22 protein-coding genes are annotated in these 24,840 nt (G+C 35.5%); 7 read left to right on the forward strand and 15 right to left on the reverse strand.

The features are described from left to right. Position 1: 1 nt before the first annotated feature. The 11 genes from JR347_RS14640 to JR347_RS14690 form a co-directional block, all read right to left on the reverse strand. A complete protein-coding gene (locus JR347_RS14640) occupies positions 2 to 1,000 on the reverse strand; it encodes an NAD-dependent 4,6-dehydratase LegB (RefSeq protein ID WP_205721335.1) in 999 nt (332 codons plus the stop codon). A 25-nt stretch (positions 1,001 to 1,025) separates the two neighbouring features. Beyond that, a complete protein-coding gene (locus tag JR347_RS14645; RefSeq protein ID WP_205721336.1) occupies positions 1,026 to 1,553 on the reverse strand; it encodes an ArsR family transcriptional regulator in 528 nt (175 codons plus the stop codon). Positions 1,554 to 1,668: 115 nt separating this feature from the next. Beyond that, complete coding sequence (locus JR347_RS14650; protein WP_205721337.1) at positions 1,669 to 2,157, reverse strand: UpxY family transcription antiterminator; 489 nt, start codon at positions 2,155 to 2,157, stop codon at positions 1,669 to 1,671. A 52-nt stretch (positions 2,158 to 2,209) separates the two neighbouring features. After that, positions 2,210 to 4,564, reverse strand: a complete 2,355-nt coding sequence (locus JR347_RS14655; RefSeq protein WP_205721338.1) for an exopolysaccharide transport family protein — start codon at positions 4,562 to 4,564, stop codon at positions 2,210 to 2,212. A gap of 3 nt (positions 4,565 to 4,567) precedes the next feature. After that, on the reverse strand, positions 4,568 to 5,356 hold the full coding sequence (locus tag JR347_RS14660) for a polysaccharide biosynthesis/export family protein (protein WP_205721339.1): 789 nt from the start codon (positions 5,354 to 5,356) through the stop codon (positions 4,568 to 4,570). 18 nt (positions 5,357 to 5,374) lie between these two features. Continuing rightward, the gene (gene kdsA, locus JR347_RS14665; RefSeq protein WP_205721340.1) at positions 5,375 to 6,211 is read right to left on the reverse strand and encodes a 3-deoxy-8-phosphooctulonate synthase; all 837 of its coding nucleotides are present in this window, start codon (positions 6,209 to 6,211) and stop codon (positions 5,375 to 5,377) included. Further along, the gene (locus JR347_RS14670; protein WP_205721341.1) at positions 6,212 to 6,754 is read right to left on the reverse strand and encodes a KdsC family phosphatase; all 543 of its coding nucleotides are present in this window, start codon (positions 6,752 to 6,754) and stop codon (positions 6,212 to 6,214) included. A 3-nt stretch (positions 6,755 to 6,757) separates the two neighbouring features. Then, complete coding sequence (locus JR347_RS14675; protein WP_205721342.1) at positions 6,758 to 7,210, reverse strand: DUF4920 domain-containing protein; 453 nt, start codon at positions 7,208 to 7,210, stop codon at positions 6,758 to 6,760. 59 nt (positions 7,211 to 7,269) lie between these two features. Then, positions 7,270 to 10,311, reverse strand: a complete 3,042-nt coding sequence (locus tag JR347_RS14680) for a CHAT domain-containing tetratricopeptide repeat protein (protein WP_205721343.1) — start codon at positions 10,309 to 10,311, stop codon at positions 7,270 to 7,272. A gap of 107 nt (positions 10,312 to 10,418) precedes the next feature. After that, on the reverse strand, positions 10,419 to 11,195 hold the full coding sequence (locus JR347_RS14685) for a hypothetical protein (protein ID WP_205721344.1): 777 nt from the start codon (positions 11,193 to 11,195) through the stop codon (positions 10,419 to 10,421). A 45-nt stretch (positions 11,196 to 11,240) separates the two neighbouring features. Next, positions 11,241 to 12,479, reverse strand: a complete 1,239-nt coding sequence (locus JR347_RS14690; RefSeq protein WP_205721345.1) for an ABC transporter permease — start codon at positions 12,477 to 12,479, stop codon at positions 11,241 to 11,243. A gap of 112 nt (positions 12,480 to 12,591) precedes the next feature. On the opposite strand from JR347_RS14690, the gene JR347_RS14695 reads away from it, so the two are divergent. Beyond that, the gene (locus JR347_RS14695; RefSeq protein ID WP_205721346.1) at positions 12,592 to 13,851 is read left to right on the forward strand and encodes an asparagine synthetase B; all 1,260 of its coding nucleotides are present in this window, start codon (positions 12,592 to 12,594) and stop codon (positions 13,849 to 13,851) included. Here the strand turns inward: JR347_RS14695 and miaE are convergent, their stop codons facing one another. From miaE to lpxK, 3 genes are read right to left on the reverse strand one after another with little or no spacing between them, the layout of a single operon-like run. Next, positions 13,852 to 14,445, reverse strand: coding sequence for a tRNA-(ms[2]io[6]A)-hydroxylase (gene miaE / locus JR347_RS14700; protein ID WP_205721347.1), 594 nt, complete (start codon positions 14,443 to 14,445; stop codon positions 13,852 to 13,854). A gap of 1 nt (position 14,446) precedes the next feature. Further along, complete coding sequence (locus tag JR347_RS14705; RefSeq protein ID WP_205721348.1) at positions 14,447 to 16,435, reverse strand: putative porin; 1,989 nt, start codon at positions 16,433 to 16,435, stop codon at positions 14,447 to 14,449. Positions 16,436 to 16,456: 21 nt separating this feature from the next. Continuing rightward, on the reverse strand, positions 16,457 to 17,497 hold the full coding sequence (gene lpxK, locus JR347_RS14710; RefSeq protein ID WP_205721349.1) for a tetraacyldisaccharide 4'-kinase: 1,041 nt from the start codon (positions 17,495 to 17,497) through the stop codon (positions 16,457 to 16,459). Positions 17,498 to 17,558: 61 nt separating this feature from the next. On the opposite strand from lpxK, the gene JR347_RS14715 reads away from it, so the two are divergent. From JR347_RS14715 to JR347_RS14725, 3 genes are read left to right on the forward strand one after another with little or no spacing between them, the layout of a single operon-like run. After that, complete coding sequence (locus tag JR347_RS14715) at positions 17,559 to 18,656, forward strand: Nif3-like dinuclear metal center hexameric protein (RefSeq protein ID WP_205721350.1); 1,098 nt, start codon at positions 17,559 to 17,561, stop codon at positions 18,654 to 18,656. 5 nt (positions 18,657 to 18,661) lie between these two features. Then, a complete protein-coding gene (locus JR347_RS14720; RefSeq protein WP_205721351.1) occupies positions 18,662 to 19,438 on the forward strand; it encodes a zinc ribbon domain-containing protein in 777 nt (258 codons plus the stop codon). A gap of 16 nt (positions 19,439 to 19,454) precedes the next feature. Then, positions 19,455 to 20,882, forward strand: coding sequence for a tetratricopeptide repeat protein (locus JR347_RS14725; protein ID WP_205721352.1), 1,428 nt, complete (start codon positions 19,455 to 19,457; stop codon positions 20,880 to 20,882). Here JR347_RS14725 and JR347_RS14730 read toward each other — a convergent pair. Further along, a complete protein-coding gene (locus JR347_RS14730) occupies positions 20,866 to 21,477 on the reverse strand; it encodes a histidine phosphatase family protein (RefSeq protein ID WP_205721353.1) in 612 nt (203 codons plus the stop codon). The genes JR347_RS14725 and JR347_RS14730 overlap by 17 nt on opposite strands. A gap of 45 nt (positions 21,478 to 21,522) precedes the next feature. On the opposite strand from JR347_RS14730, the gene JR347_RS14735 reads away from it, so the two are divergent. The 3 genes from JR347_RS14735 to menD are packed head-to-tail and all read left to right on the forward strand — an operon-like array spanning position 21,523 to position 24,829. Further along, the gene (locus JR347_RS14735) at positions 21,523 to 21,945 is read left to right on the forward strand and encodes a hotdog fold thioesterase (RefSeq protein WP_205721354.1); all 423 of its coding nucleotides are present in this window, start codon (positions 21,523 to 21,525) and stop codon (positions 21,943 to 21,945) included. After that, positions 21,942 to 23,123 carry an isochorismate synthase gene (locus tag JR347_RS14740; protein ID WP_205721355.1) on the forward strand — a complete coding sequence of 394 codons (1,182 nt, stop codon included), beginning with the start codon at positions 21,942 to 21,944 and terminating at the stop codon, positions 23,121 to 23,123. Before JR347_RS14735 ends, JR347_RS14740 begins: the two co-directional genes overlap by 4 nt. Further along, entirely contained in the window at positions 23,120 to 24,829 is a 1,710-nt protein-coding gene (gene menD, locus JR347_RS14745; RefSeq protein ID WP_205721356.1) for a 2-succinyl-5-enolpyruvyl-6-hydroxy-3-cyclohexene-1-carboxylic-acid synthase, read from the forward strand. The genes JR347_RS14740 and menD overlap by 4 nt, the downstream gene beginning before the upstream one ends. Positions 24,830 to 24,840 lie beyond the last annotated feature (11 nt).

The raw sequence follows: 24,840 nt of genomic DNA on the forward strand, positions 1-24,840 counted from the left end.
ATTAAATATTGTAGATATCTGCCTTATAATGTGTTAAATTATTTTCATTTCTAAACCAATCGATTGTTTCTTTCAAGCCACTTTTAAGTGTATACTTTTGTTCCCAATTTGTATATTCCATCAATTTCTTATTGGATCCATATAGTCGAAACACCTCACTTTTTTCAGGTCTTAATCTTTGTTCATCACTTACAACTTTAGCTTTAGGGTTAATCTGATTTATTAATTCCTTTGCTAGATCACCAATCGAGATTTCTGATTCTGTTGCTATATTTACCTCATGACCTATCAAAGCTTCAGTTTTTGCAATTTGCAAAAACCCCTCTACTGTGTCTTTTACAAATAGCAAATCCCTGGTGGGTGTTACATCACCTAACTTTATTTCTTCATAGCCCTCCAATAATTGTGTTATAATTGTTGGAATTACAGCCCTGGCAGATTGTCTGGGTCCATAGGTATTAAAAGGTCGTACGATTGTCAAAGGGATATTAAAACTTCTAAAGAAAGAATCGGCTATACAATCGGCACCAATTTTTGAGGCTGAATATGGTGATTGTGGCTGCTTCGGATGACTTTCGGTTATAGGCACAAATTGAGCTGTGCCATACACTTCAGATGTTGAAGTAACAAGAACACGCTCTACTTCAAGGTCTTTAGCCGCCTGTATTATATTTAGAGTACCTTTTACATTGGTATCTATATATGAATCTGGTGAATGATAACTAAATGGTATTGCAATAAGAGCGGCTAAATGAAATACAACTTCAATATCTTTCATGGCCGTGCGTACCCCATTGGGGTCTCTAATATCTCCTGTAAATACTTCAATGTTATTTAAATCTTCATTATCTATCGTATCTAACCATCCCCAGTTATTAAATGAATTATAAAAACAAAAAGCTCTTACTTTGGCGCCTTCCTTTACTAAACTTTCAACCAAATGACTTCCGATAAACCCATCGGCACCTGTCACTAATATTTTCTTGTTATGAAGTTTCATCTACAATATTCTCTTCTAATAACATTTATTTCTGTCCCCAAATTAATAACCCTGAATCAAACTTTCTTACCTCCTCCAACTCATGCTCATTCATTAATTTATAACGCAATTTAAAACTCACTTCATTTTGTGCTTTTGTAAATAATTTTGAGACGTACGAACTATCAAGATTATTCCCAACTAATAAAAATTCTATATCCCCTCCATCATTACCATTTGTATAATCACCAATTAAATAGACTTTTTTAAGATCTCCAATTTTCCTTAAGACATTTTCAATTAGCTTATCAATCCCTATATACTTAAGAACAATTTCATGAATATCATTAAAAAAGGCATGATCAGTATTAGCGGAAAATACCTTTTTGTTACCAATAAATTTGGAACATAGCAAACCTGCCTCCTCAAACTTATTCAGTTCTACCCTTATAGCATTTGTACTCACACCAAACTCTACTTCAAGGTTTCTTAAATATGCCTGGTTATTCGTATTTAAGAAAAATTTTAAGAGCAGTTTAATTCTAGTTTTAGATGTTACTAAAGTATCTAACAACGTAGTTTTTATTAAATGAAATTACAAATAGGTAAAGCTTCGCCTCCTGAGTCACAGGAGAATTGCGACAAATAATATTTTGATTAGAATAAGCAGGCCTCAGAATTTAAATAAATTAATCCTTAGCCAAGGTCATAATAGGTACATGGGCCACGATTTGTATGCCCATTTCTTCAATTATAAGTTTGGCTTTATTACCCTTAATGTGCGAGATTAAACCGTTTTTCCCTTTCATTGGACCTTCTTTAATACGAACTGGTGTTTCAATCTCCCATTCTGATATATTCTCTATCTCAACATTTTCGTAATTACCCAAGAACTCCCTTATAATTGAGATCTCACTATCTCGAATTAAAGCAACTTTCCCGAGTCTCTTCACAAAACTCACTACTCCATTCGTATTTAATACTGTATAGTCAAGTTCGTTATCACACTTAAGAAATACATAAGACTTGAACACAGGTTCACTAACCTTCTTCTTACGGTCGCTCCATTGCCTGACAATAGTTTGTAATGGGCAATACACCTCTATCCCAAGAGATTCCAAAAGCTTTGTTACTTTTTTCTCATGTCTTGATTTAGTATATATTGCTTTCCAGGCCATATTGAGTAAAAATATTACTCAAATATAAAATTTTGAATTCAAAATAGAGGTATTACTCCTGATAATAGCCATAGCCATAACCGTAACCGTAGCCATAGCCGTAGCCATAACCGGCACCATAGCCAGCACCATTTTTCTTGATATCATTTAAAACAATACTAATATTTCTGACTTTTTTCTCTTTATAGAGTTCGGATATATTTTTTATTGCTGATAAAGGTGTAAACCCCTGACGTGTTATATATATAGTATGATCAACAAATGGGGCCAATACAAATGCATCAGTAACCAGTGCTATAGGAGGAGTATCAATTATGATAACATCAAATTTCTTTTTTAATGTATCAATCAACTCTCTCATATCAGGTAACATTAACATTTCACTCGGATTAGGTGGTATATTACCTCCACTGAGTAATGAAAGACCGTCAATTTTGGTATTTTGAATTACCTCACTCCAATCTTTGGACTTGGATAACACGTCACTCAAACCATATTTGTTTTGTAAACCAAAGTCATCGAACATTTTAGGTTTTCGCATGTCTGCGCCAACGAGAACTGTACTCTTACCAGAAAGTGCCATTACCACTCCTAAGTTGATACTAGTAAATGACTTACCTTCACCACTTATAGAACTAGTAACCATTATCACCTTTTTCTCCTTGTTATTTGCAAAAAAGTGAAGGTTAGATCGAAGTGACCTAAATGACTCCGAAACAGATGACTTCGGTTTTTCTAGTGTTATTAAATTATTTTCAATTGAATTATGGCCTATAAGTCCTGAGATTGGTATATCTACATAAGTGGTAATGTCATCTTTCGATTGAACCTTATTATTAAAGAATTCCCTAACTAGAAAAATTGTAAATGGCAAACCAAAACCAAGTATAATGGCAATTAAATAATTTCGTCTTACGTTAGGATATATTACATATGGTTTTTCCTTTGCAGGATTAATAATAATAATATCGGATATTGCAGAGGCTTTGGTGATACCAGCTTCTGCTCTTTTTTGACTCAAAAAATCATGTAGTTTTTCACTAAATCTATAATTTCTTTCAATTGTAATCAATTTCCTTTCAGCGCTTGGCAATTCCTTTAACTGATCACTTATTACTTTAATTTGTTTGTATAGGCTATTTAAGCGAATATCATTTGTGTTTTTTAGAGTTTGAGCACTCTCTAAAATACTTTGACGTATGTTATTTAGCTCGGATGATCTAGTTTTATAAATTGGATTACTTTTAGCCTCTTCTGAGTCAAACGATTTAATTGCTAGCTGTATATCGAGTAATTGAGTTACTAGTTTAGTTAAAATAGGGTCATCGACACCAACAGATACAGGTAAAACAATCTGATCTAAATTCGCACTTTCTCTTATGTATTGGATTAAATAATCAAGATAATTATTATGAACTAAAATCTCTATTTTTTGTGCTTCTAAGTCCTCCATCTTCAACAGCAATCTCATTGACTCACCACTAAGGTCTGAAAGAGTGTTTGTATTTTTGAATTTCTCTAATTGAGCTTCAAAAATTATCAAAGAATCAGCAATGGATTTTAATTGACTTTCTATAAACTCTAGAGATCTATTTGCTGCGGTTCTTTTCTTTTCCAAATCTTGATCAATGTAAGTATCTACTAGTGTATTAAGAAAATCTTTTTCCTTTTCAATTACTGAACCATTAATTTCTAGGTTAATTACAGAGGTCTCTTTTCCTGCAGACTCCACGAATAATTCCGTAACATATTTTTCAGTGATTTGCATCGGATCATAAAAGTGCAGCTTATATTTATTTTTTGTATAGCCAGGCCAATATGTCGTATCACGGTAATATGAATAAAACTTCACTCCGCAAAATTCAACAGTATCACCTACCATTAAAACAAAGGGTACTTGACTATATTTAGAGTCTTCAAGTGGTGTAAGTTCATATTTACCCACTTCGTTTAAAATATTTAAAGCAAATACATTGCACCATTCATCTTTATGATCAATTAATTCGAAATCTATAGGCGTTGAATTATACAGTTCACTTTCCTTAATATTACCCTCCTGATAAATAGCACTTGAAAATTGGAGTTTCCGAATTACATTTTCAACAATCGGATATGATTTAATAATATACAGTTCGTTATTAAAATTGCGATAAGCATCAACTAAGGGATTATTATACAACAACTCTGCATTTCCACTAACTTCCTGATTTTCTTTAATTAGTATGGATGCCGATACAGGATATATTCTTACTGCATACCTATTATTCAAATAAGCTATAGATAATGCTATTAAGACTGACCCCACAATAACGTACCAATAACTTAACAACTGAGATATGAGCCTCTTGTAGTTAAGACTTGAGGTATTATCTTCATATTCTTTATATGGAATAATTTGATTAGACACGAATTAATTTAAGGTATTGAGTAAAAGTACAAATAAGGTAAGTGTTGAGATCACTAGAGTATAATTTTCCCTAAAATAAAGACGAAAAGGGCGCTGCCTAACGGGTGGCACAATAAGTACATCACCTTGATGCAAATAAAATTTTGGCGAGTTAATAATTTCTTCTTCTAAAAAGTTAAGGTAGGATACTGTCATTACACCGTCTTCATATCTTATTAATTTTACGTTTGCACGATCAGCCAGCTCACTAAATCCACCAGCTATACCAACAGCTTCTAACATATTAATTCTGTTATTGTATGTATTAAAGGTTCCTTCTTTATTAGTTTCTCCTAAGACAGTATATCTATAATTAAGAATCCTAACTTTTACCACAGGTTCCTTTAGTCCATTTTCTTTGGCAAGCCTTTGTAATAAATCTTGAACTTCAAAAATTGTTAACCCAGAAACCTTGACTTTTCCGATTACCGGGTATTCTACAAAACCCTTTTTATCAACTAACTCTCCATAAATAAGAGCGTTATTTCCAATTAAATTTTGATTTACACTTCGGTCGAAATCAGTTTTGAAAAAATTAAATTCCTGATTTGTAATTGTTTCAACACTTACTTTTAATATATCTTCGGGTTGTATTTTATACTCGTGAATATTAGGATAATATGACCTCAAAACAGAATCTGTAAATACTTCATCTACATTTACATCAGATTTTTGTAGATATTGAACTTTTCTATTAGAGATACACGAGGAAATAACTCCAGCAATAATCAGTAAGCCTAAAAATCTAATCATCAGTTTAAAAAATATCTACTAAATAACATATTGCCGCCCAAGAGTCCAAACCTCTTTGAGCATCTTTAAAAATCCTTCCATTTCATTTAATGGAATCATATTAGGCCCATCACTTAACGCTTTTGACGGATTTGGATGTGATTCAATAAAGAAACCATCTACCCCAACAGCTGAAGCAGCTCTTGCTAAAAATGGAGCGAATTGACGTTGGCCGCCTGAAGTGCCACCCTGACCTCCAGGCTGCTGAACGCTATGTGTGACATCAAAAACTACAGGTGCATATTGCCTCATTGTTGGAAGCGCACGCATATCAACCACCAAATTATGATAGCCAAAACTTACTCCCCTCTCAGTTAAACATACATTAGGGTTACCCGAATCTTTTACTTTGCTCACAGCATATTGCATATCTTCAGGTGCCATAAACTGCCCTCGCTTTACTTTTACCATCTTTCCGGTATTGGCGGCAGCAATAAGTAAATCAGTTTGGCGACATAAGAATGCCGGTATTTGTAGTACATCAGCGACTGTTGCCACTTCTGCGGCTTGATAGCTTTCATGAATGTCTGTAACTACAGGTACATTCAGTTTAGATTTTACTGTTTCTAATATTTTTAATCCTTTTTCCAACCCTTGTCCTCTATAGGAGTTAACCGAAGTTCTGTTGGCTTTATCAAATGAGGCTTTGAAAACATAGGCTATATCTAGCTTTTGGCAGATGGACTTTACCTGTTCACCTACTTCAATACATAATTCCAAGCTTTCAGCAGCGCAGGGCCCTGAAAAGAGCACTAGTTTATCACTACCTAGCTCTATCGAATCAGTTATTCTAACCGGATCTGAAAATTTTTCCATTTATAAACAATTCTTCATTATATCATCAAACTTCCCCTGAGCAGCCAGTATCATATCTGCTACTTCTCTTAAAACTCCTTTACCACCATCTTTGGATGATACGAAGTCGGCCTTATCACATACATAATCCAGTGCATTTGCAGGTGCCACACCCAAACCCACTTCTAAAATTACTTTTAAATCAATTATATCATCACCAATGTAGGCTACTTGATCCGGCTGCAATCCGAAATCCTCCATCTTTTCCTTTACAACGGCCAGCTTATCGGATACACCTTGCACGCAAAAATCAAGCTTTAACTCTTCACATCGCCTTTTCACCAAATCGGAGCTTCGTCCTGTAATAGCACCTACTTTTATGCCAGCTTCTTTTAAATGCTTGATTATCTGGCCATCCTTTACATTAAACGACTTTATTTCATCACCAGAATTAGTGTATATAATAGAGCCATCAGTAAGCACACCATCTACATCAAAAAATAAGGCCTTAATTTTCTCGGCCTTACTGATAATATTTGAAGGAATATTCTTTAATAAGTCCATTAATCAGTCTTCTATAAACACTCCTGAAGCTATAAAGGAATATTCTTCTTTTGGTTCGATAATACTTTGAATTTCTGCTTCGCTTTTGCCTGCATCTTGTGCAAAATGCCTTAAGGTAGCAACATCAGTTACTGCTCTTTTTACAGTGCCTTCAAATGTTACAGTTTTGCCTTCCATCCCTTCTTTTGGCACAAAGAAGGCATAGTCTTTAAACGTAATACGTATATCGTTCTCATCAGGTCCTTGTATAGTCATCCAACATCCCTTCATTTTACACGTTGCCGAAATTGTACCTCTCACCTTTAAATAAGCAGAATCCTGATCAGCCATAAGTATAGGCAACTCCACCACATTAACAATCTCCTGATCGCTTAATTGATCACCGAATTGCTGACCCAATGCATCAAATTGAAAAGCTAATGACAATAAAACTATGCTAACAATATATCTCATCATTATTATTTGCTTCAAAGCTAAGATTATTCTTATGGGTTTCTGTTATGAAATGCTGCAAATTATTGACCAACAATCTTGAATGCCCCCCAATAAAACGGTTGTTCGTATTCCTTCATTAATTGAAGCTGAGCATCTCTAAAAGCATAGTACTTTTCTTTTCCTTCTGATAATTGTTCATAGAACAACGTCATTAATCTTTGAGTTGCATCATCGTCTACGTTCCACATACTCATGACAATATATCGAGCTCCAGCAATTTTAAACGCTCTTTGCAAACCATAAACACCTTCACCATTTGACACTTCGCCAAGCCCTGTTTCACACGCAGATAAAACTACCAAATCAGTATCATTTAAATTCATATTCATGGCTTCGTAAGCTGTTAAGATTCCATCTTCATTATCCAAAGGGTTAGTTCCTGTCAGTAAGAAATCCTCGGCACCAGCCAAAATAAGTCCTGCCCTGAGCAACGGATTTTGATAATAAGGTTTACTCTCACCAAACTCCTGAGGCTCTACATCTTCGAGAAAATAACCGTGAGTAGCAATATGCAATACGCCTGGGTTGTTCACTTGTTTCACAGCGGTCTCGTTGGCCTGGTCTGTTAGAAGAGTTGTTGGATCATCTCCACCTTGCTTTAAAATAGCTTTGATTTCTTCAACTTCAGTCTTAGTGCCTGGCAGCGTGGCAATACTTTCTCCACTTCTCATATATCTTAATAAGCCTCCTCTAAGGCCTCTTGTTTCAGAGAATCCTCCACCACCTCTAAGACCACCTCTTAAACTTCTTTCAGCTTTGGAGGCTGTCATTTCTGTTCCTTGAGTAGTATAAGTTGGGAATCCAAATAAATACTTATTGGAAGATGATGAACCTGACATCTTATTATCTACTACCAAATCTCTAGTACTTGTAACCTCCTGAATTTCAATTTCTTTAATAAGGTAATTACCAGTTTCTGGATTAACCAGGGTACTTAAATTAACTTGATTATACACTCCATCCGGAGAAATATAAATTTTCTTGAACCCTCTAAACTGATCTTCCAATGGCTTCCAAAGTTCGTTATAGGTAAACTGATCTTCGATCTGATACCTTATTGAGTTCCGGTAATTATTCAAATACCTGCCTTCCATTAAGGAACCACGAGTAAAATGCACAGATCGAGGATATTCAGATTTATTATCGATTATAAGGGCGAGATAATTAATCTCATCTGTGAATTCACCACCCATTTGTGGGTTTGAAACTCGATATCTAATAATTTCTACTGCTACTTCATTATCCTTCAGTTTTCTCTGAACTGCTTTCCAATCAGGAATTTCCTTGTCATAGATTTTAGCAAAATCTGACGATCTTCTAACCAAACTTCTTTCTAGTTCATTCGCCACTTGATTTATTGAGTCGATATAATTTTGCCTTGGGTCATTATTCGAGTAGAGTTTAGAGAGTCTCTCTTTTAACGATTTCCAGTTTTCATAGTCGCTAATTAATAAACTATCGCTGCTGTTATAAATATTTTTGCGAAGCCTCTCAGTAGCGGCCATAATGATACCTTTAGTTTTGAGCTGATAGTTATAAATGCTCTTAAGAACTGATGGGTCTGACTTCATTAGCTGCACACCCAAAGTATTGTACTGCTCAAATGCAGGCTTTAGCTTTTCCAGATAAAACTTCGTTTTTTCTTCCTCACTCAGTGAAGGAAAGAACAGTTTAATTTGATTTAGGAAATTATTGAAAGTTTGTTCAAAGTACTTTCTGGCTTTTTTCAGGTCGTTTTGCTGCCAATAAAAAATTCCCAGGTAGTTGGTAACTTCTGCATATTTAGGATGACTTTCGCCAAGGACTTTTTTTCTTAACTTCTCTGCTTCGAGAAGAGTTTTTTCGGCCTCTTTTGATTTCATCATCAACTGAACTTTTCCAATATTGAAAGTTGCAGTAGCATAATGAGCACTATTCTTACCAAATATCTCTTCAAACAGTTTTTGTGATCTTCTGAGGTCAACAAGGGCTCCACTGTAGTCTTTCAAATCGCGTTTAACATTAGCTAAATTATTTAGAATAGTGGCTTCAACCTCGCTATTAGGCCCATACACATCGGAGCACAGACTTAAGGCTTTCGAAAGAACATTCTTTGATTTGATAAACTGATCGTTTTTGTCGTAGGCTACACCAAGGTTTATAAGTGTTGTAATATAATTAGGGTGGGTAATACCAAACGCAATAGAATCTTTTACTCTAAGGTTTTCATAAATCTCAATGGCACTCTGCTCCCTTCCTAATGCCAACTGTACTAATGCCAAATTATTCTTAGCTCCATCAACCAAATAATCCGTATTGGGTAGGCTACTCAACTGGTTTCTAGATTCAATGAGTGCGTATTCAGCTTGTGGGTATTTACCCATATTTTTATAATTCAGTCCTTTGGCCGACTGCGTTATGGCGTAATTTAGTGTGTCGTTCAAAGACGCATAAGCCTCTATTGCACCAGATATTAATTCCTCAGCATCATCGTAATTACCTAGTAGCGATAGCACGTCTCCTTTTTTGGCATTCAATGCGGCAATGTCAGACTGATGCGTTAAATGTTTACTTTGGGAGTTGAGGAGCTTCAGTGCATCATCATATTGACTGGTTTCTATCAGTACATCAGCTCGGAATAAAACTGTTAGAAAATATGGAATAGATTTGCGGCCGTAAAGCTCCTGATCTACTTCTAATAACTCTTCAGATAGTTTCAAAGCTTCCGTGTAATTTCCTAAAGCAAGATGTATATCAACTAAATTGTAAAGCGTATTACTGAAACCTACCGAAATTAATGGGTTTAATTTTCTACGAATATTCAATGCTTTAGAATACAACTCCTCTGCCTTTTCGTATTGTCCAAGTATTAAATTGGCCTCACCAATAATGGAGTAAATGTCTGCCGACAATGTATCTATAGGTGAAACAAACTGGTCTACTTCAGACTCCTTCGTAATTAATTCTTCAAGCTGATCAGCATCGATTAATTCTTCCAGGTTATTATAAAATTCTAATCTGTTTTGAGAGAAAGAGTTGAAACTTGCTAGTATAAGGCAGATTAAAAGAATATTCTTTAACATATAATTCTAATTGTTTAAGCCGAGTTCTTAAAAAGTAAATTACTACGAATATAGTAATACTGTTTAATATTAATTTAGTGCTAATTGTAACTTGTTTGAAGTTACTTCTATCTTTTAATGAATTGTTGCTTCCGGTTTTGAATTACTAAATAGTACTTCCCAGGCTTTAAGTCAGTTAAATTAATCTCCTTCCCTTCACCCTTCTTCACTGTCTTGCCAAAGAAACTTTCAATCGCATATGTAGTAGTGTCTGAAAGCGCAAGACTTGTTGTGGCTATTTGAGGATAAAATGTGATGAAGTTTTCAGTGGCAGTAAAACGTACTTCAGAAGACTCTTTGCTTTCACTCTTGTAGTTGTAAACTACTTTATAAACGTTTTCCCCTTGCTTATGAATTGGCTGTCTGGAATATGAAATCAAGCCATCGCCTCCTCTCGAAGGGATTGTATCATAAACTATGAAGTCTTTATTAGCTAGTTTATGATATAAGTAATACTCACCACCTTTTACTTCTCCAACTACAGACCAAGTGACTGAATTATTATCAGAGTTAATATTTGTGAATTGGAATGTACCCTTAGAAACAAGAGCATCAGGATTTACAATAGTTGGAGTACAGTTTCCAGTATATTCCAACTTTATTGTTACTTGTTCATCTTTGCTAAACCCGGATAAATCTATTTTAAATGCTGTAATTGATGGATTATCAAAAACCTTAATGCCGTTTACAAAAACTGCGGTTGTACAGAACTTCTTGTTCTCTTTGTCATATGGGTTCTGCACATAAATGTCTTTACCTTGATAAGTACCAGTAATGAGCAACTCTCCTGCCTTTGAAGTAAGCGGACTTAAACATAATAGGATAAATACAATTCTGATGATCACATAGCGAATAACGCTAATCTTGAATAATTATGAAAAGTATTTTTCCTATTCGAATCTGAGGGATTCTATTGGATCTAATTTAGCTGCCTTGTTTGCAGGGTAATATCCGGATATTAATCCAACTACAATACAAACCACAAGACCAACTATTACCCAAAGCCATGGCACAACAAAACCATCTATACCAATTACTTTAGAAATGAGATTTCCGATAGCAATTCCTAAAATTACTCCTGCAATTCCCCCAAGTAAACAAACAACAATTGCTTCAATGATAAACTGTTGCCTGATTCTTAGCGGGGTGGCACCAAGAGCTTTCCTCACACCAACTTCTCTGGTTCTTTCAGTAACTGATACAAGCATTATGTTCATCAAGGCAATAGAAGCACCCAACAATGTAATAAACCCAATACCAAAACCACCGAGCCTCATCACACTTGTAACTTGCTCAAGCCTATCTGCCAAGGACTCACTTTTTGCAATTTCAAAGCTATTAGGCTCCCCTAATTTATCTTGTCGAATTTTTCGCATAAGCGCTGTAGCCTCACCCATGGCCATTTCCATTTGACTGGGATCATTGATGCCAACTGTCATGCTGTATCTTAATACTCTATTTGAAGATAATCTACTTGCATTTAGAATGGGTATAATCACAGAATTATCCGGGCCACCTCCACCACCAATCTGACCTCTTTCTTCCAATATACCTATTATCCTATACTTGTTCCCCAATAAAGAAATCTCTTTACCTAATGGATCTACATTATCATCAAAAATTGATTCTTTTACATCTACACCAATAATGGCCACGTTAGTACCATACTGATTTTCAATAATTGAAAAGTTTCTTCCTTTTTCAATATTCAATCCCTCTAGGGCTATATACTCTTCATTCGCTCCATTGATCCAAACATTGGGGTTGGTCTTCTTCGACTCGTATTTAACTTCAGCCACTCCTGTGATGCTAGTATTTAAACTAACAGAGGTAGAAAAATCATAATTATCGATAAATCTCATCGCCTCTTTTAATTTTAGAGGTGGTTGCGATTTTTCCTGAATACCTCCACTCCTACCTCCTCTGTTTCGTTTTGAGTAAATATCGAATGTGTTTACCCCAAGCTCGGAAAGAGAATCTGTGACGGAGTATTGTATACCGTCAATGGCGGTAAGTATTCCTACCAATGAAGTGATACCAAGTGTTACAATTAAAGCCGTTAGAACAGTCCTTAATAAATTTGCCTTGATCGATTTCAGCCCTTCTTTTATATTCTCAACAAGATTCATTAATCTACATTTATGAAACTAAATTAAGTATTTCTCACGTTCAACATTGTAATTATTGATTAATTAGACATAATATCGTTTTATCGGTAATTTAGATAGTTGAAATATTCTTATGCATAAATTATTAGTTCTTTTAGTATCACTTTTCATCTACTCTTCATCCTTTGGAAGCTACATTTTAATTCCGATGGATGAGAAGCAGTCCAACCACCTAAAAGCGTATGGTATTGCGTATTGGATACTACAAAATGATATTGAAGTAGACTGGTTGCTGAACTTCAAAGGAGGCAGCTTTATGGTTAAATATTATCAAAAATTCGAAAACGAGTTGATCATAAGAGGCGTGAGCTATGAGGTGATTTCTGATGCTCAATCGAATCAAATAATTGAACAAATAGCAAGTCCGGCTAACAATGCAGATGTAATGCGTCTAGATAAGTTTCCCAAGATTGCTGTGTACTCTCCAAAAAGTAAATTGCCATGGGACGATGCCGTTACACTTGTATTATCCTATGCAGAAATACCCTATGACGTAATTTTTGATGAAGAAGTGTTGGAAGGCAAACTCCCTGAATATGATTGGTTGCATCTTCACCATGAAGATTTTACAGGACAATATGGCAAATTCTATCGCTCATTTAAGAATATGCCATGGTATATTGAGCAGCAAAGAGAATTTGAAGAATCAGCAAGAAAGCATGGGTTCAGTAAGGTTTCTCATTTAAAACTTGCATCTGCGAAAAGAATCAAAGAGTTTGTAATCGGTGGAGGGTTTCTTTTTGCTATGTGCTCAGCCACTGACACTTACGACATAGCTTTGGCGGGAGAAGGGATTGATATGATTGACAGAATGTACGATGGAGATCCTGCTGATCCTCATGCGCAGCAGAAGCTAAACTTCAATAGCACTTTTGCATTTCAGGACTTTAAAATATCTAAAAACCCATACGAGTACGAGTTTTCTAATATCGACAACAATTTTGCCGAACGAGGCTTGAGAGAAGAAAACGATTATTTTAACTTGTTTGAATTCTCCGCTAAGTGGGACCCGATACCAACCATGCTCACGCAAAATCATACAAGAGTTATTAAAGGTTTCTATGGCCAAACAACCGGATATAAGAAAAATCTGATAAAGCCAGATGTCGTGATAATGGGCGAGAACAAAACAATTAAAGAAGCCAAGTATTTGCACGGTGTATTTGGAAAAGGCTTTTGGACATTTTATGGAGGTCATGACCCTGAAGACTATCAGCATCTTGTAAACGAAGAACCTACAGATTTAAACCTACATCCAAACTCACCAGGTTATCGCTTAATTCTGAACAATATACTTTTTCCTGCTGCGAAAAAGAAAAAACAGAAGACCTGATTAATGCATCCTATCACCTCTCACTTCAAGATTGGCAAGAATATCAGCTTCTCCTTTTAAAATTTCTTTCCACCTTTTCATTACATCATCTTCAGGCAGATACGTTTTGGCTAGCTGCAGGAAATTCTTATAATGACCGGCTTCACTAACCATTAACTCATAGTAGAATTTTTGAAGACTTTCATCCGCAATATGCTTCCAAAGTAGCCTGAATCGCTCGCAGCTCCTGGCTTCTATTAATGCATTTATCAGTAGTTTCTCAACAAGCTGTTCCTCACGACTACCACCCTTCTTTTCAAGTTTCGAAAGCTGAAGCACATATTCATCTTTTCTCTGTTTACCTAGTTTGAACCCTCGTTTGGTGAGCTCTTCAATAACACGCTCAAAATGACTCCACTCCTCGGCTACAACAGGCGTAAGCATTTCAACTAGCTCAGTTTTATCAGAGAATTTAACAATTAATGATATGCATGATGATGCCGCCTTTTGTTCACAGTAAGCATGGTCAACCAAAATATCCTCAATGCTCTTTTCAGCTATGTTTACCCAACGTGGATCAGTAGGCAATTCAAGTCCAAGTACGTGCTTCTCCATATCAATCAAATAACATCCAGTCAATTCCAAAATCAACGATAGTCTCCTGGCCGGGATAATAAGGCGTGATTAAATATCCTGTACCTCTAATTCTCTCCACCACATTGTTCACTTTCAAAAATGCTCGACCTCGGTTGATCTTGATATTAAAAAAAACATCAATTAAGGGATAAGAATTAACTTCAAAATCATCTTGCACATAATATTGCATGGTTGAAGGATCATAGCCATTGGCAAAATATGCTGAACGTTGATGGTAATCTACACCTAGCTGCATTTCCAAATTGCCATCATACAAAATATTCGTATAGAACAATTGGGCATTAACGAGAAAATCAGGAACGTTTACTGCACTTGCACTGGAACCGGAAACGTTACCATAAATAACCTGACCTTTTAGCACAAATCTTTTAAAGAATGTGTAGGATGCCTTAACATCTGCTTTAATAATGCTGATGTCTCCACCAGCTTGTTGTGGTTGTATATTTCTAATTGAATCAAATTCCGGATCTATCTTCTGGAAGTAGACATAATCAGTAATCAAATTATAACTAACAGATGGAGAAAAATTTAATTCTTTATAATTCAAATTAAGGCCTGACTCAAGTTTTGTGTTAATGGTAGATTCAAAATCATTGCGCCAGTTATTATGTCTACTTAAGTATGCTCGCTGAACATAGGAGGGCAAATATCTAGAGCTATTACCACTAGCATAGAACCACTTGTTTCTTATTTCGGCATCTAACTTGTAATTCTCGCCCGACAAATACTCACCTCCAACAGAAATATAACTAAGAGAATCATTTCCAAACCTTAAATTAAACCCACCATAGTGCTCCATATAATAGGTCCCATAATCCAACTCACCCTCATCTATGTATTTGAAGTCCATGTTCACTTCTCTTCCCCTATAGTAAAAGCTATAGAAGGTTTTGCCAATATCTCCTTTAACACCCACCTCATGCTGACGGTGAATAATTTTAGAACGATCTTTAATTGGTATTGTATCTAAAGCAACCGGTCCGAAAAAATCGGCATTCGTTTCTACTCCTTGCGTGGCTGTATTCGTAAAATCATTAAGTTGCTTATATCTATCATGGCTATGGAAGAATTGAACCTGATCATTTAGCTTGTATTGCTGATATAGATGATAATTAGTTCTTAGTTCTCTTGTTTCAGCATCTTGCAAATTGGCTTGCCTGTTCTCTTTAAAAAAGGTTCGAAACGTTGAGTCTTCAGGGTCAATAAGAATGCCTCCGTATTCTGACACCTCATGATTATTTCTAGAGAAGTTACCCGACACAAAGTATTTACCATTTTTAGTTCTGTAATTACCATGTACATTGTAATAGGTGCCTAAAACGTTACGATCTCCCCTACGCTCTCGCTCAATTTGCTTGTCTATAAGTAAGCCTCTATAGTTGAATCCAAAATTGGATCGCTCATCAATATTTCTTGTGTATTGGGCTTCTGTTACTGACCTGCCCTGGCCACCCCAAATAATACCAAACTTTGAGTATGGTGATTTTGTATTATAAATTTTGATTTCCTCTGGATCCTGGAAATACAAATCATAGATATTAAAACCAGACCTCCCTCCAATAATATCTGGCGATTGAGGATAAATAGGACTAATTGGAGTTCCTATATTTCCTAGGTTTTGATATAAGTTTCGTTCTTTGGCAATAAACTGATGTTTATGAAAATCTGTGATAGACGTATCTAGAACATTCCATTTTTCATTATTGTACTTTATGTTTTTTTCCAAAGTATATTGAGTTGTTTTTGGACCATAAACTTGTTTAGTACTATCATCTAAAATGGAAGAACCTTCTTTCCTTTCAGCTTTTGGTGCAGGAGAAGAGTTAATGCCACCAGTTGTTGCAGGCGGTCGCCCTTGAGTATTAAAATCTCCACTTATTACCCTTTTTCTCTGACCTAAGGCAAAATTTCCGATTAATACTAAAAGTATAAGAAGCTTAATTCGCACGCTCAAAATTAGATAATTAGATTAATTCTCTGTCTTCATAATTGATTCCTTGACCATCTTATCAAAAACCTCACCATCTTCTATAAAACAATGCTCTATGGGTGTATAAAAAATAGGCAAATGGTCTGCTACACTTTTTATCTCACCGTTGAGCAACTTCACAATATCTTTTTCGGTAGTAACAATTGATTTGTCTTCGAATGGAATTTGCCTGAACCGTTCTTCAACTAAATTCATGTCTTTTGAAGAATACTCATGATGATCGTTAAAATAAATATCATCTACTAAATTGTATTTAGATGAGATATATTCGGTAAATGGCTTGCTGTAGGCAAGACCGGAAAACAGAAGAACATTTTCACTCAACTTATTATAATCTTCATTTAGAGGCACCGGATCTAAATACTTGATAGCCGAAAAGAACACTTTGCTATCACTATAGTTACCAATTTTCTCCCTTATGGAATTACGTTCATTTGCTGATAGCTCTTGAGGGCATTTTGTGACTACAATTATATCTGCTCTTTTTGCTCCTTTCCGCGCTTCTCTCAATCTTCCTAAAGGCAATACATGATCATTATAAAAAAGGCGATTGTAATCTGTAAGCATAATATTCAATGAAGGCTTAACGTATCTATGTTGGTAGGAATCATCCATTAAAATTACATCTGGAGATAGCTCCGCCAGTATATATGGAATTGCAACAGCCCTTTCTTCTCCAACAGTTACATGGATGTTTTTAAACTTGTTGAAGAATTGAAAAGGCTCATCTCCTAGAGTTTTAGCATTATCATTACTGTTAGCAATTCTAAACCCCTTTGTTTTTCGCCCATAGCCTCTACTTAAAGTGGCTATTGTGTAAGATTCGCCCAAAAGTCTCACTAAATACTCTACCATAGGGCTTTTACCGGTACCTCCAACAGTAAGGTTTCCTACCCCGATGACATTCGCCTCAAATTCAAAAGACTTTTTGTACCCGATATCAAACAAATAGTTCCTTAATCTGGTAACACCATCATAAAGAATGGCAAAGGGAAACAAAATCCATTTTAAAATATTCATAACAGAAGTTTATGCCTCCTATATTTTCTTATTTTTGAAAGAGCCGCAAAATTGGTGATTTATGACTAGAATAAAAGATATTATCACACATTTAGAATCTATTGCACCATTAAGTTACCAGGAAAGCTATGACAATAGTGGTTTACTGGTAGGTAGCCAAAACGACCCGGTTAATGGTATCTTGATTACCTTGGATGTAACAGAAGATGTTGTGGAGGAAGCAATTAACCTAAAATCTAATTTAATTATTGCCCATCATCCCATCATTTTTAAGGGTTTAAAGTCGATTACTGGTAAAAACTATGTAGAGAGAACAGTTCTGAAGGCAATTCAGAATAACATCGCCATTTATGCTATACATACTAACCTCGATAACATTATTAATGGTGTTAATCACAAAATAGCGAGTCTGATTGGTCTTCAGAATTTAGAAATTCTTTTGCCAAAAGGTGATACATTAATTAAGCTAGTTACTTATTCTCCAAAAAAATCAGCTGACAAAGTGAAGCAGGGACTGTTTGAAGCCGGAGCAGGAAACATTGGAAACTATTCCGAATGTGCCTTTACATCTGAAGGAACAGGTCAATTTACTCCAAACGACAAAGCCAACCCCACTATTGGTAGCAATAATAAAGCAGAAAAAGTTGATGAAGTTCGAATTGAAGTAATTGTTCCAAAACATGATTCTCGTAAAGTCATACAAAAATTAAATGCTGTTCACCCTTATGAGGAAGTTGCTTACTATATACTGCCAATAAGTAATGCTAATCAGGAAGTTGGCTCAGGTATGATTGGTGAGCTTGAAGAGGAGATTTCTACTTTAGACTTTCTAAAGCAAGTGAAGAGCATAATGAAAGTAGGTTGTGTGAGACACACCAAATCAATAAAGGATAAAATTAAAAAAGTAGCTGTTTGTGGAGGATCGGGTAGTTTTCTTTTATCACAGGCCAAAAGACAAGGTGCTGATGTCTTTATTACTGCGGATTTTAAGTACCACGAATTTTTTGATGCAGAAGATAACATCGTTATAGCAGATATAGGGCACTATGAAAGTGAACAATTCACAAAAGAATTAATTCATGAGTTATTAAGTGAAAAATTTACTACTTTTGCACTCAATTTGTCAAACACCGTTACAAACCCTATTAGCTATCTTTAAAATACATGGAAAATAACACTGTAGCACAAAAACTAGAGGCACTCGTAAAATTACAATCCATTGACACAAAATTAGACCAGCTTAAAAAACTCAGAGGTGATTTACCTGAGGAAGTTCAGGACCTAGAAGATGAACTTACTGGCTATAATACAAGACTTACACGTTTTAATACTGAGCTTGAAGAGCTTGAAGAAAGCATTAACACAAGCAAGGCTGGTATAAAGGAGTCTGAAAAGCTTATCGCAAAGTACAATGAGCAGCAAAAAAATGTTAGAAATAACAGAGAATTTGATGCCATTACAAAAGAAGTAGAGCTTCAGGAGTTGGAGATTCAGATTCTTGAGAAGAAAATTAAAGAAGCTGGAGAGAGCATAGAAAAGAAAAAAGAAGATATTGCTGACCTTCAAAATCTTATCAATGAAAGAAATGAAGATCTAAATTCTAAAAAGAAAGAATTAGAAGAAATTCTATCTGACAGCCAAGAAGAAGAGCAAAAACTTAATGCTGACAGAGAGAAGGCTACTAAAAAGATTGAAGACAAGCTTTTAGTTTATTACAATAAATTGAGAGCTAACTTATCCAATGGTTTAGCAGTAGTAAGCGTGAAGAGAGGCGCAGCAGAAGGATGCAATATCATTATCCCTCCGCAAAAAATTGCTGAGATTAAGGAGAAGAAGAAAATTGTTATTGACGAGCATTCTGGGCGAATCCTTGCAGATGTTGATGTAGAGGAAGAAGTTCAAGAAAAGCCTAAAAGAACATCAAGACGAAAAAAGGCATAATTTGTCATTTCAAGAATTGAATAAATATTTAAAAAAGGCAACCGTTTTGGTTTGCCTTTTTTTTATTGCCATTAGTGGTTACACAAGTAATAACTCAAAACAACTGTTTAGTGAAAAGGCATTATCACAATATCAGCGACTACTTTCCGGTGATTTATCTCCTATCTCTTCAATTGCATCGCAAGAACAACATTATCTGAATTTATACAGATATACTTTATCTGTTTTTCTGATCGACACTCTTGAGTTAGATCAATTTGAAGAAGTTTTTGATCAAAGTATAGCATCATTTAAAAGTGGTGCGGGCAGTTTTAATAATCAGTATTTTGAGGCAGACGCACGGCTACAAGCAAGTTTGGTGTATTTCAAATTTGGAAATCAGCTAGATGCAGCCTGGCAGCTAAGACAGAGTTACAGAATCTCTTCTTCACTACTAAAAGTGTCACCAGATTTCTTACCTGCCTACAAAACTTATGGATTGTTAAACCTTTTACTCGGCTCTGTACCTGAAAAATACCAATGGCTATTATCACTTGCTGGACTCAATGGGAACATTAATGAAGGAAAAGAATTTTTAACTAAAGTATCATTATCGGAAGCAGCAGTTGCCAAGGAAGCTTTTTTATTGTCATTAATAAGTCAGGCTTACATATTGGGCGAGACCACTAAAATTAACAATACTTTTCAGAGAGATAAATTAAACACCTTGATCACGATGGCTCTGGCATCGAAAAATAAAGAGGGGAATGAGATAATCGATATTTATAATTCAAGTAGTAATAATGCTCACTTTCCACAATCTTATTATTTATTAGCCGAGGCCTATTTTCAAAAAGCCGAATATGCAGAGGCTGAGAAGAATTATGAGATTTTTATTGCCAATTTCTTTGGCGATGCCAATAAAAAAGATGCTTTATTTAAACTTTATCTTATCAGTAAATTCCATAAGGGCAATACACCAAAAGCCAATGAATTATTGAATGAGTTAAACAAAATGAATGCAATAACCACAGCTGATAAAAACGCAGAAACCTTATTGGAGAATGAGAATTTTAATTTCAGCATGTTCAAATTACGAATGGCCATTGATGGTGGGTACAATAAATTAGCAATTAAACTTTTCGGTGAACTTAAGCTTTATAATAAAAGCGATTCCATCGAAGCCATTTACAGAAATGCCCGGTTACAGCATCAGTTGGGCAATATTACAGGTGCCAAAAAGCTATATTCAAAAACTATAATACAACCACGAATTAACAATTCATACTTTGCCCCTAATTCTGCTCTTCAGCTAGGTCTCATTTTCGAGGAAAATAATCAATTAGATAGCGCTACATATTTCTATGAAACAGCACTAGAGTACAAGCATCATGTATATAAGAACAGTATAGATGCTAAGGCTGAGGCCGGCTTAAACAGAATCAATACTATTTTAAGTGATTAGTGTTATTGAACACTTCTACAGAATAGAGACTACCTGAGTAGTTGAGTACATAAAGACAAAGATTTGAATGCCCAAAAGTATCCATACAATGTAATGGGTAATTAAGCATTTGGCATAACAAAATTCTCATGGCCCTTCCATGCATGCAAACTAAAATCGTCTCAGAATTATCTGATTCTATTATCTGCAAGGCCTCAGTTTGCCTTTTAAAAACATCTTCAGGGCACTCACCTCCTTCAATGGGTAAGGTAACATCCCCTTCCTGCCAGGCCTTTATTACAGAATGGTAATAAGCGTCTTCTTCTGGAGTAACTTTCGTGCCTTCACGCGTACCCCAGTTAATCTCATTTAAGCCACTTAATTGTTCATAAGGAATCCCATCATCAATGAAGTTTTGTACTGATTCAACACTTCGCTTTAAAGAGGACGTATAAATCTTATCGAAATTAATGTGTTTATAGGCCCGATAAAATTGGTCGGCCTGTAACCTACCTTTATCATTTAATGAAGAGTCCACTCCACTACCCTGAACAATTCCTTTCAGATTGAAGTCTGTTTGCCCATGGCGTACCAAATATATTTTTTTGCTCTTCAATTCCTGATTATTTTTGGTGCGCAAAAATAGAATATTTGACGAAGAATGAAATTTAATCCTTCAGTAACTGTAGAATCCATTAATGCAATGTCTAAAAATACCTTAATGGAACATTTAGATATTGAGTGCGTTGAGGTAGGCAGTGATTTTATAAAAGCCAAAATGCCCGTAGACAGCAGGCACCATCAACCTTATGGACTGTTACATGGAGGAGCAAGTGTTGTTCTTGCTGAAACCCTTGGAAGCGTTGCAGCACATTGTAGTGTAGATAGTAATAAATACTATTGTGTGGGGCTAGAGATAAATGCAAATCATATCAGATCAGTCCGAGACGGATGGGTATATGGAGTTACAACACCCATTCACCTTGGAAAATCTACCCACATATGGGAAATCAAAATAACAAACGAGGAGGGTAAACTTGTTTGTATATCTAGAATAACAATAGCTATTTTAGAGAAGAAGTGAAGCAGGTAGATTTAAATACAGACCTTATCATTGACTACCAAAAGGCAATTAATGCGTGTATTAATGCTTTAAGGAATATAAATATCAATTTTGCTTTTTGGAAAGAACCCAAATCTTCAGAAATCAACTTAATAGTAGATTTCAATCAGACCAACCTCATATCTGATATTGATTTAGAGACGAGTGAAAGTGGCTTTTTATTCGCACCTTTCAATAATTCGAAAGAAAAAGTCTTTATTAAAAGAGAATTACACATTCAATGGAATTCTGACGCAATTTCTGTGAATTGTGAGGGCAAAAGTTCGGAATCGTTTATTGAGTATCTACATAATTTTGAAGATACAGAATACAATGAATTTCATTTACGACCAGACACAGAGACTTCAGATAATTACAAATCACTAGTTGAGGAGTCAGTTAACGAAATTAAAGCTGGTAAGCTTGTTAAAGTAGTGCCTTCAAGGTCAAGAAAAATAACTTTTGATGGGAGGTTCAACTATGGCCAGTATTTTAATCAACTTGTCAGCAATTACCCAACAGCATTTATCTCTCTTACCTATACCTCAAAGTCTGGAATATGGATTGGAGCCACTCCAGAATTACTCATTCAAGTTGAGAATGATATTTTTAAAACTGTTTCGTTGGCAGGAACTCAATCGTTTAACGAAAATCAAACATTAGCTGATACCGCCTGGACACAAAAGGAAATAGAGGAGCAAGCCCTTGTTAGCAGATATATTATTAATTGTTTTAAAAAAATTAGGTTGCGAGAGTTTGATGAACATGGACCTAAAACTGTTAAGGCTGGCAACCTAATTCACTTGAAAACGGAATTTACCGTAAACATGAAAGAAACAAACTTTCCTGAGTTGGGTACCACTATGTTGAAGCTTTTACATCCTACTTCTGCAGTTTGCGGTATGCCTTTAAAAGCAGCAGAGGAATTTTTGTTGGCTAAGGAAGGGTATGATCGAGAGTTCTATAGTGGTTATCTTGGGCCTGTTAATATTGGTGGTCGTACAGCTCAGTTTGTAAATCTAAGGTGTTTTAAAATTGAAGATAACTGTATTACTTTTTTTGCCGGAGCGGGTGTAACCGAAGATTCCAACCCTGAAAAAGAATGGGAAGAAACTGAGCTAAAAATGAATACGCTTCTTAACGTAATTAAATCAATTTGAATTATCCACATATTTTTTCTGTAGCAGAAATATGTTCAAAACATGATATTGAACATGCTGTGATTTCACCAGGATCTCGTAGTGCTCCATTAACTCTTGCATTTGCGAGGCACAAAAAGATCAAGTGCAAAGTTATACCTGATGAAAGAGCCGCTGCATTCGTGGCAATGGGTATGGCACAACAGCTCAACAAACCGGTTGCTCTTATTTGCACTTCCGGATCAGCTGCATTGAACTACTACCCTGCTATAGCGGAGGCCTATTTTCAGCAAATTCCACTACTGATATTAACAGCTGACAGACCGCCCGAGTGGATCGACCAGCTTGATGGACAAACCATTCGCCAGGAAAATGTTTACGGACGCCATGTGAAGAGATCGTATAATATTGAAGCCGACTTATCTTCAGAAGATGCTCAATGGTACTTACAACGTCAGGTGAATGAAGGAATAATTGAAGCAAATCAATACCCAAAAGGGCCTGTTCATATTAATTTCCCATTCAGAGAGCCGCTTTACACTACCGAAACAGTTGAGTATCCTGAGACAAAAATAATTAAGAGTGAAAGTGTAAACCCGGTATTTACCGATACTCAGATTGACTCTCTTAAAAATGAGCTTTTAAAATTTGAAAGAAAACTTATTATCTGTGGCCAAAATCAATATACACCTGAAGTACTGGGCTTCTTAGAACAAGTAAGTAAGGAATTGAAAATACCAGTGGTAGGCGATATTATTTCAAATATTCACAGTATTGAATCTGCAGTAACCCATTCAGATGTGTTTCTATCATCAGATAAATCAGGTCTGGATAAGAGTTTAAAGCCAGATTTACTTATCACCATTGGCAAGTCGATACTATCTAAGAATTTAAAAATCATGCTGAGGAAAAACCAACCTGATGAACATTGGCATGTTCAACAAGCTGGTGATGTGGCAGATACATATAAGTCGTTAACGAGGATTATCCATGGCGAAGAATTGGAATTTCTCAAAGTACTGATAGATTCTCAATCAAGCGAAGATTTCCAAAATCAAAAGCAAGAGAATTACTATCATATATGGCAAATAGAGGAGCGAAAAACTCAAAGGCATATTGATAATTTCTTCCCGCAAGCTTTTCCTTCAGAGTTTTCCATGATTAGAGAAGTTTTGAGCCAAGCAAACTCTGTAAACCTCCATTTAGCCAACAGCATGGCAGTTAGATATGCTAATTTTATTGGAATAAAAGCTGACCAAAAAGATATTACGGTCTTCTGTAATAGAGGGACAAGCGGTATTGATGGTAGTACGAGTACGGCTATAGGAGCTTCTATGGCATCCAACAAAATAAATTTATTAATCAGCGGAGATATGGCCTTTCTATATGATCGTAATGCTTTTTGGCATAATTACGATTATTCTAATTTTAGGGCTTTGGTGCTGAATAACCATGGAGGCGGTATATTCCGAATGATTAATGGCCCTTCAAACACACCAGAAGTTGATGAGTATTTTGTAACTAATCAGAAAAACACTGCGAAGCACTTGGCTGAAGAATTTGGCATTGAGTATCTCCTTTGTGATAAGAAGAGTAAGATCAATAACTATATAAAGAGACTGTTGGAAGATGACGGAACTCCTAAAATTTTAGAAATTGAAAGCGACTCGGTAAACGATAAACAAATTTTGCAGGAGTTTAAAGCTGCATATAACAAGTTAAAATGATATATTGCTTA

Origin of the sequence: Fulvivirga lutea (genome assembly GCF_017068455.1) — a bacterium.
In the GTDB taxonomy this organism is placed as follows: Bacteria; Bacteroidota; Bacteroidia; order Cytophagales; family Cyclobacteriaceae; genus Fulvivirga; species Fulvivirga lutea.

Bases quoted from the DNA above. Each gene is read 5' to 3' on its own strand.
- lpxK (WP_205721349.1), bottom strand. From the start codon at position 17,497: ATGAATATTTTAAAATGGATTTTGTTTCCCTTTGCCATTCTTTATGAT.
- kdsA (WP_205721340.1), bottom strand. From the start codon at position 6,211: ATGGAAAAATTTTCAGATCCGGTTAGAATAACTGATTCGATAGAGCTA.
- JR347_RS14690 (WP_205721345.1), bottom strand. From the start codon at position 12,479: ATGAATCTTGTTGAGAATATAAAAGAAGGGCTGAAATCGATCAAGGCA.
- JR347_RS14640 (WP_205721335.1), bottom strand. From the start codon at position 1,000: ATGAAACTTCATAACAAGAAAATATTAGTGACAGGTGCCGATGGGTTT.
- JR347_RS14735 (WP_205721354.1), top strand. From the start codon at position 21,523: ATGAAATTTAATCCTTCAGTAACTGTAGAATCCATTAATGCAATGTCT.
- JR347_RS14670 (WP_205721341.1), bottom strand. From the start codon at position 6,754: ATGGACTTATTAAAGAATATTCCTTCAAATATTATCAGTAAGGCCGAG.
- JR347_RS14695 (WP_205721346.1), top strand. From the start codon at position 12,592: ATGCATAAATTATTAGTTCTTTTAGTATCACTTTTCATCTACTCTTCA.
- JR347_RS14660 (WP_205721339.1), bottom strand. From the start codon at position 5,356: ATGATTAGATTTTTAGGCTTACTGATTATTGCTGGAGTTATTTCCTCG.
- miaE (WP_205721347.1), bottom strand. From the start codon at position 14,445: ATGGAGAAGCACGTACTTGGACTTGAATTGCCTACTGATCCACGTTGG.
- JR347_RS14650 (WP_205721337.1), bottom strand. From the start codon at position 2,157: ATGGCCTGGAAAGCAATATATACTAAATCAAGACATGAGAAAAAAGTA.
- JR347_RS14720 (WP_205721351.1), top strand. From the start codon at position 18,662: ATGGAAAATAACACTGTAGCACAAAAACTAGAGGCACTCGTAAAATTA.
- JR347_RS14715 (WP_205721350.1), top strand. From the start codon at position 17,559: ATGACTAGAATAAAAGATATTATCACACATTTAGAATCTATTGCACCA.
- JR347_RS14675 (WP_205721342.1), bottom strand. From the start codon at position 7,210: ATGATGAGATATATTGTTAGCATAGTTTTATTGTCATTAGCTTTTCAA.
- JR347_RS14680 (WP_205721343.1), bottom strand. From the start codon at position 10,311: ATGTTAAAGAATATTCTTTTAATCTGCCTTATACTAGCAAGTTTCAAC.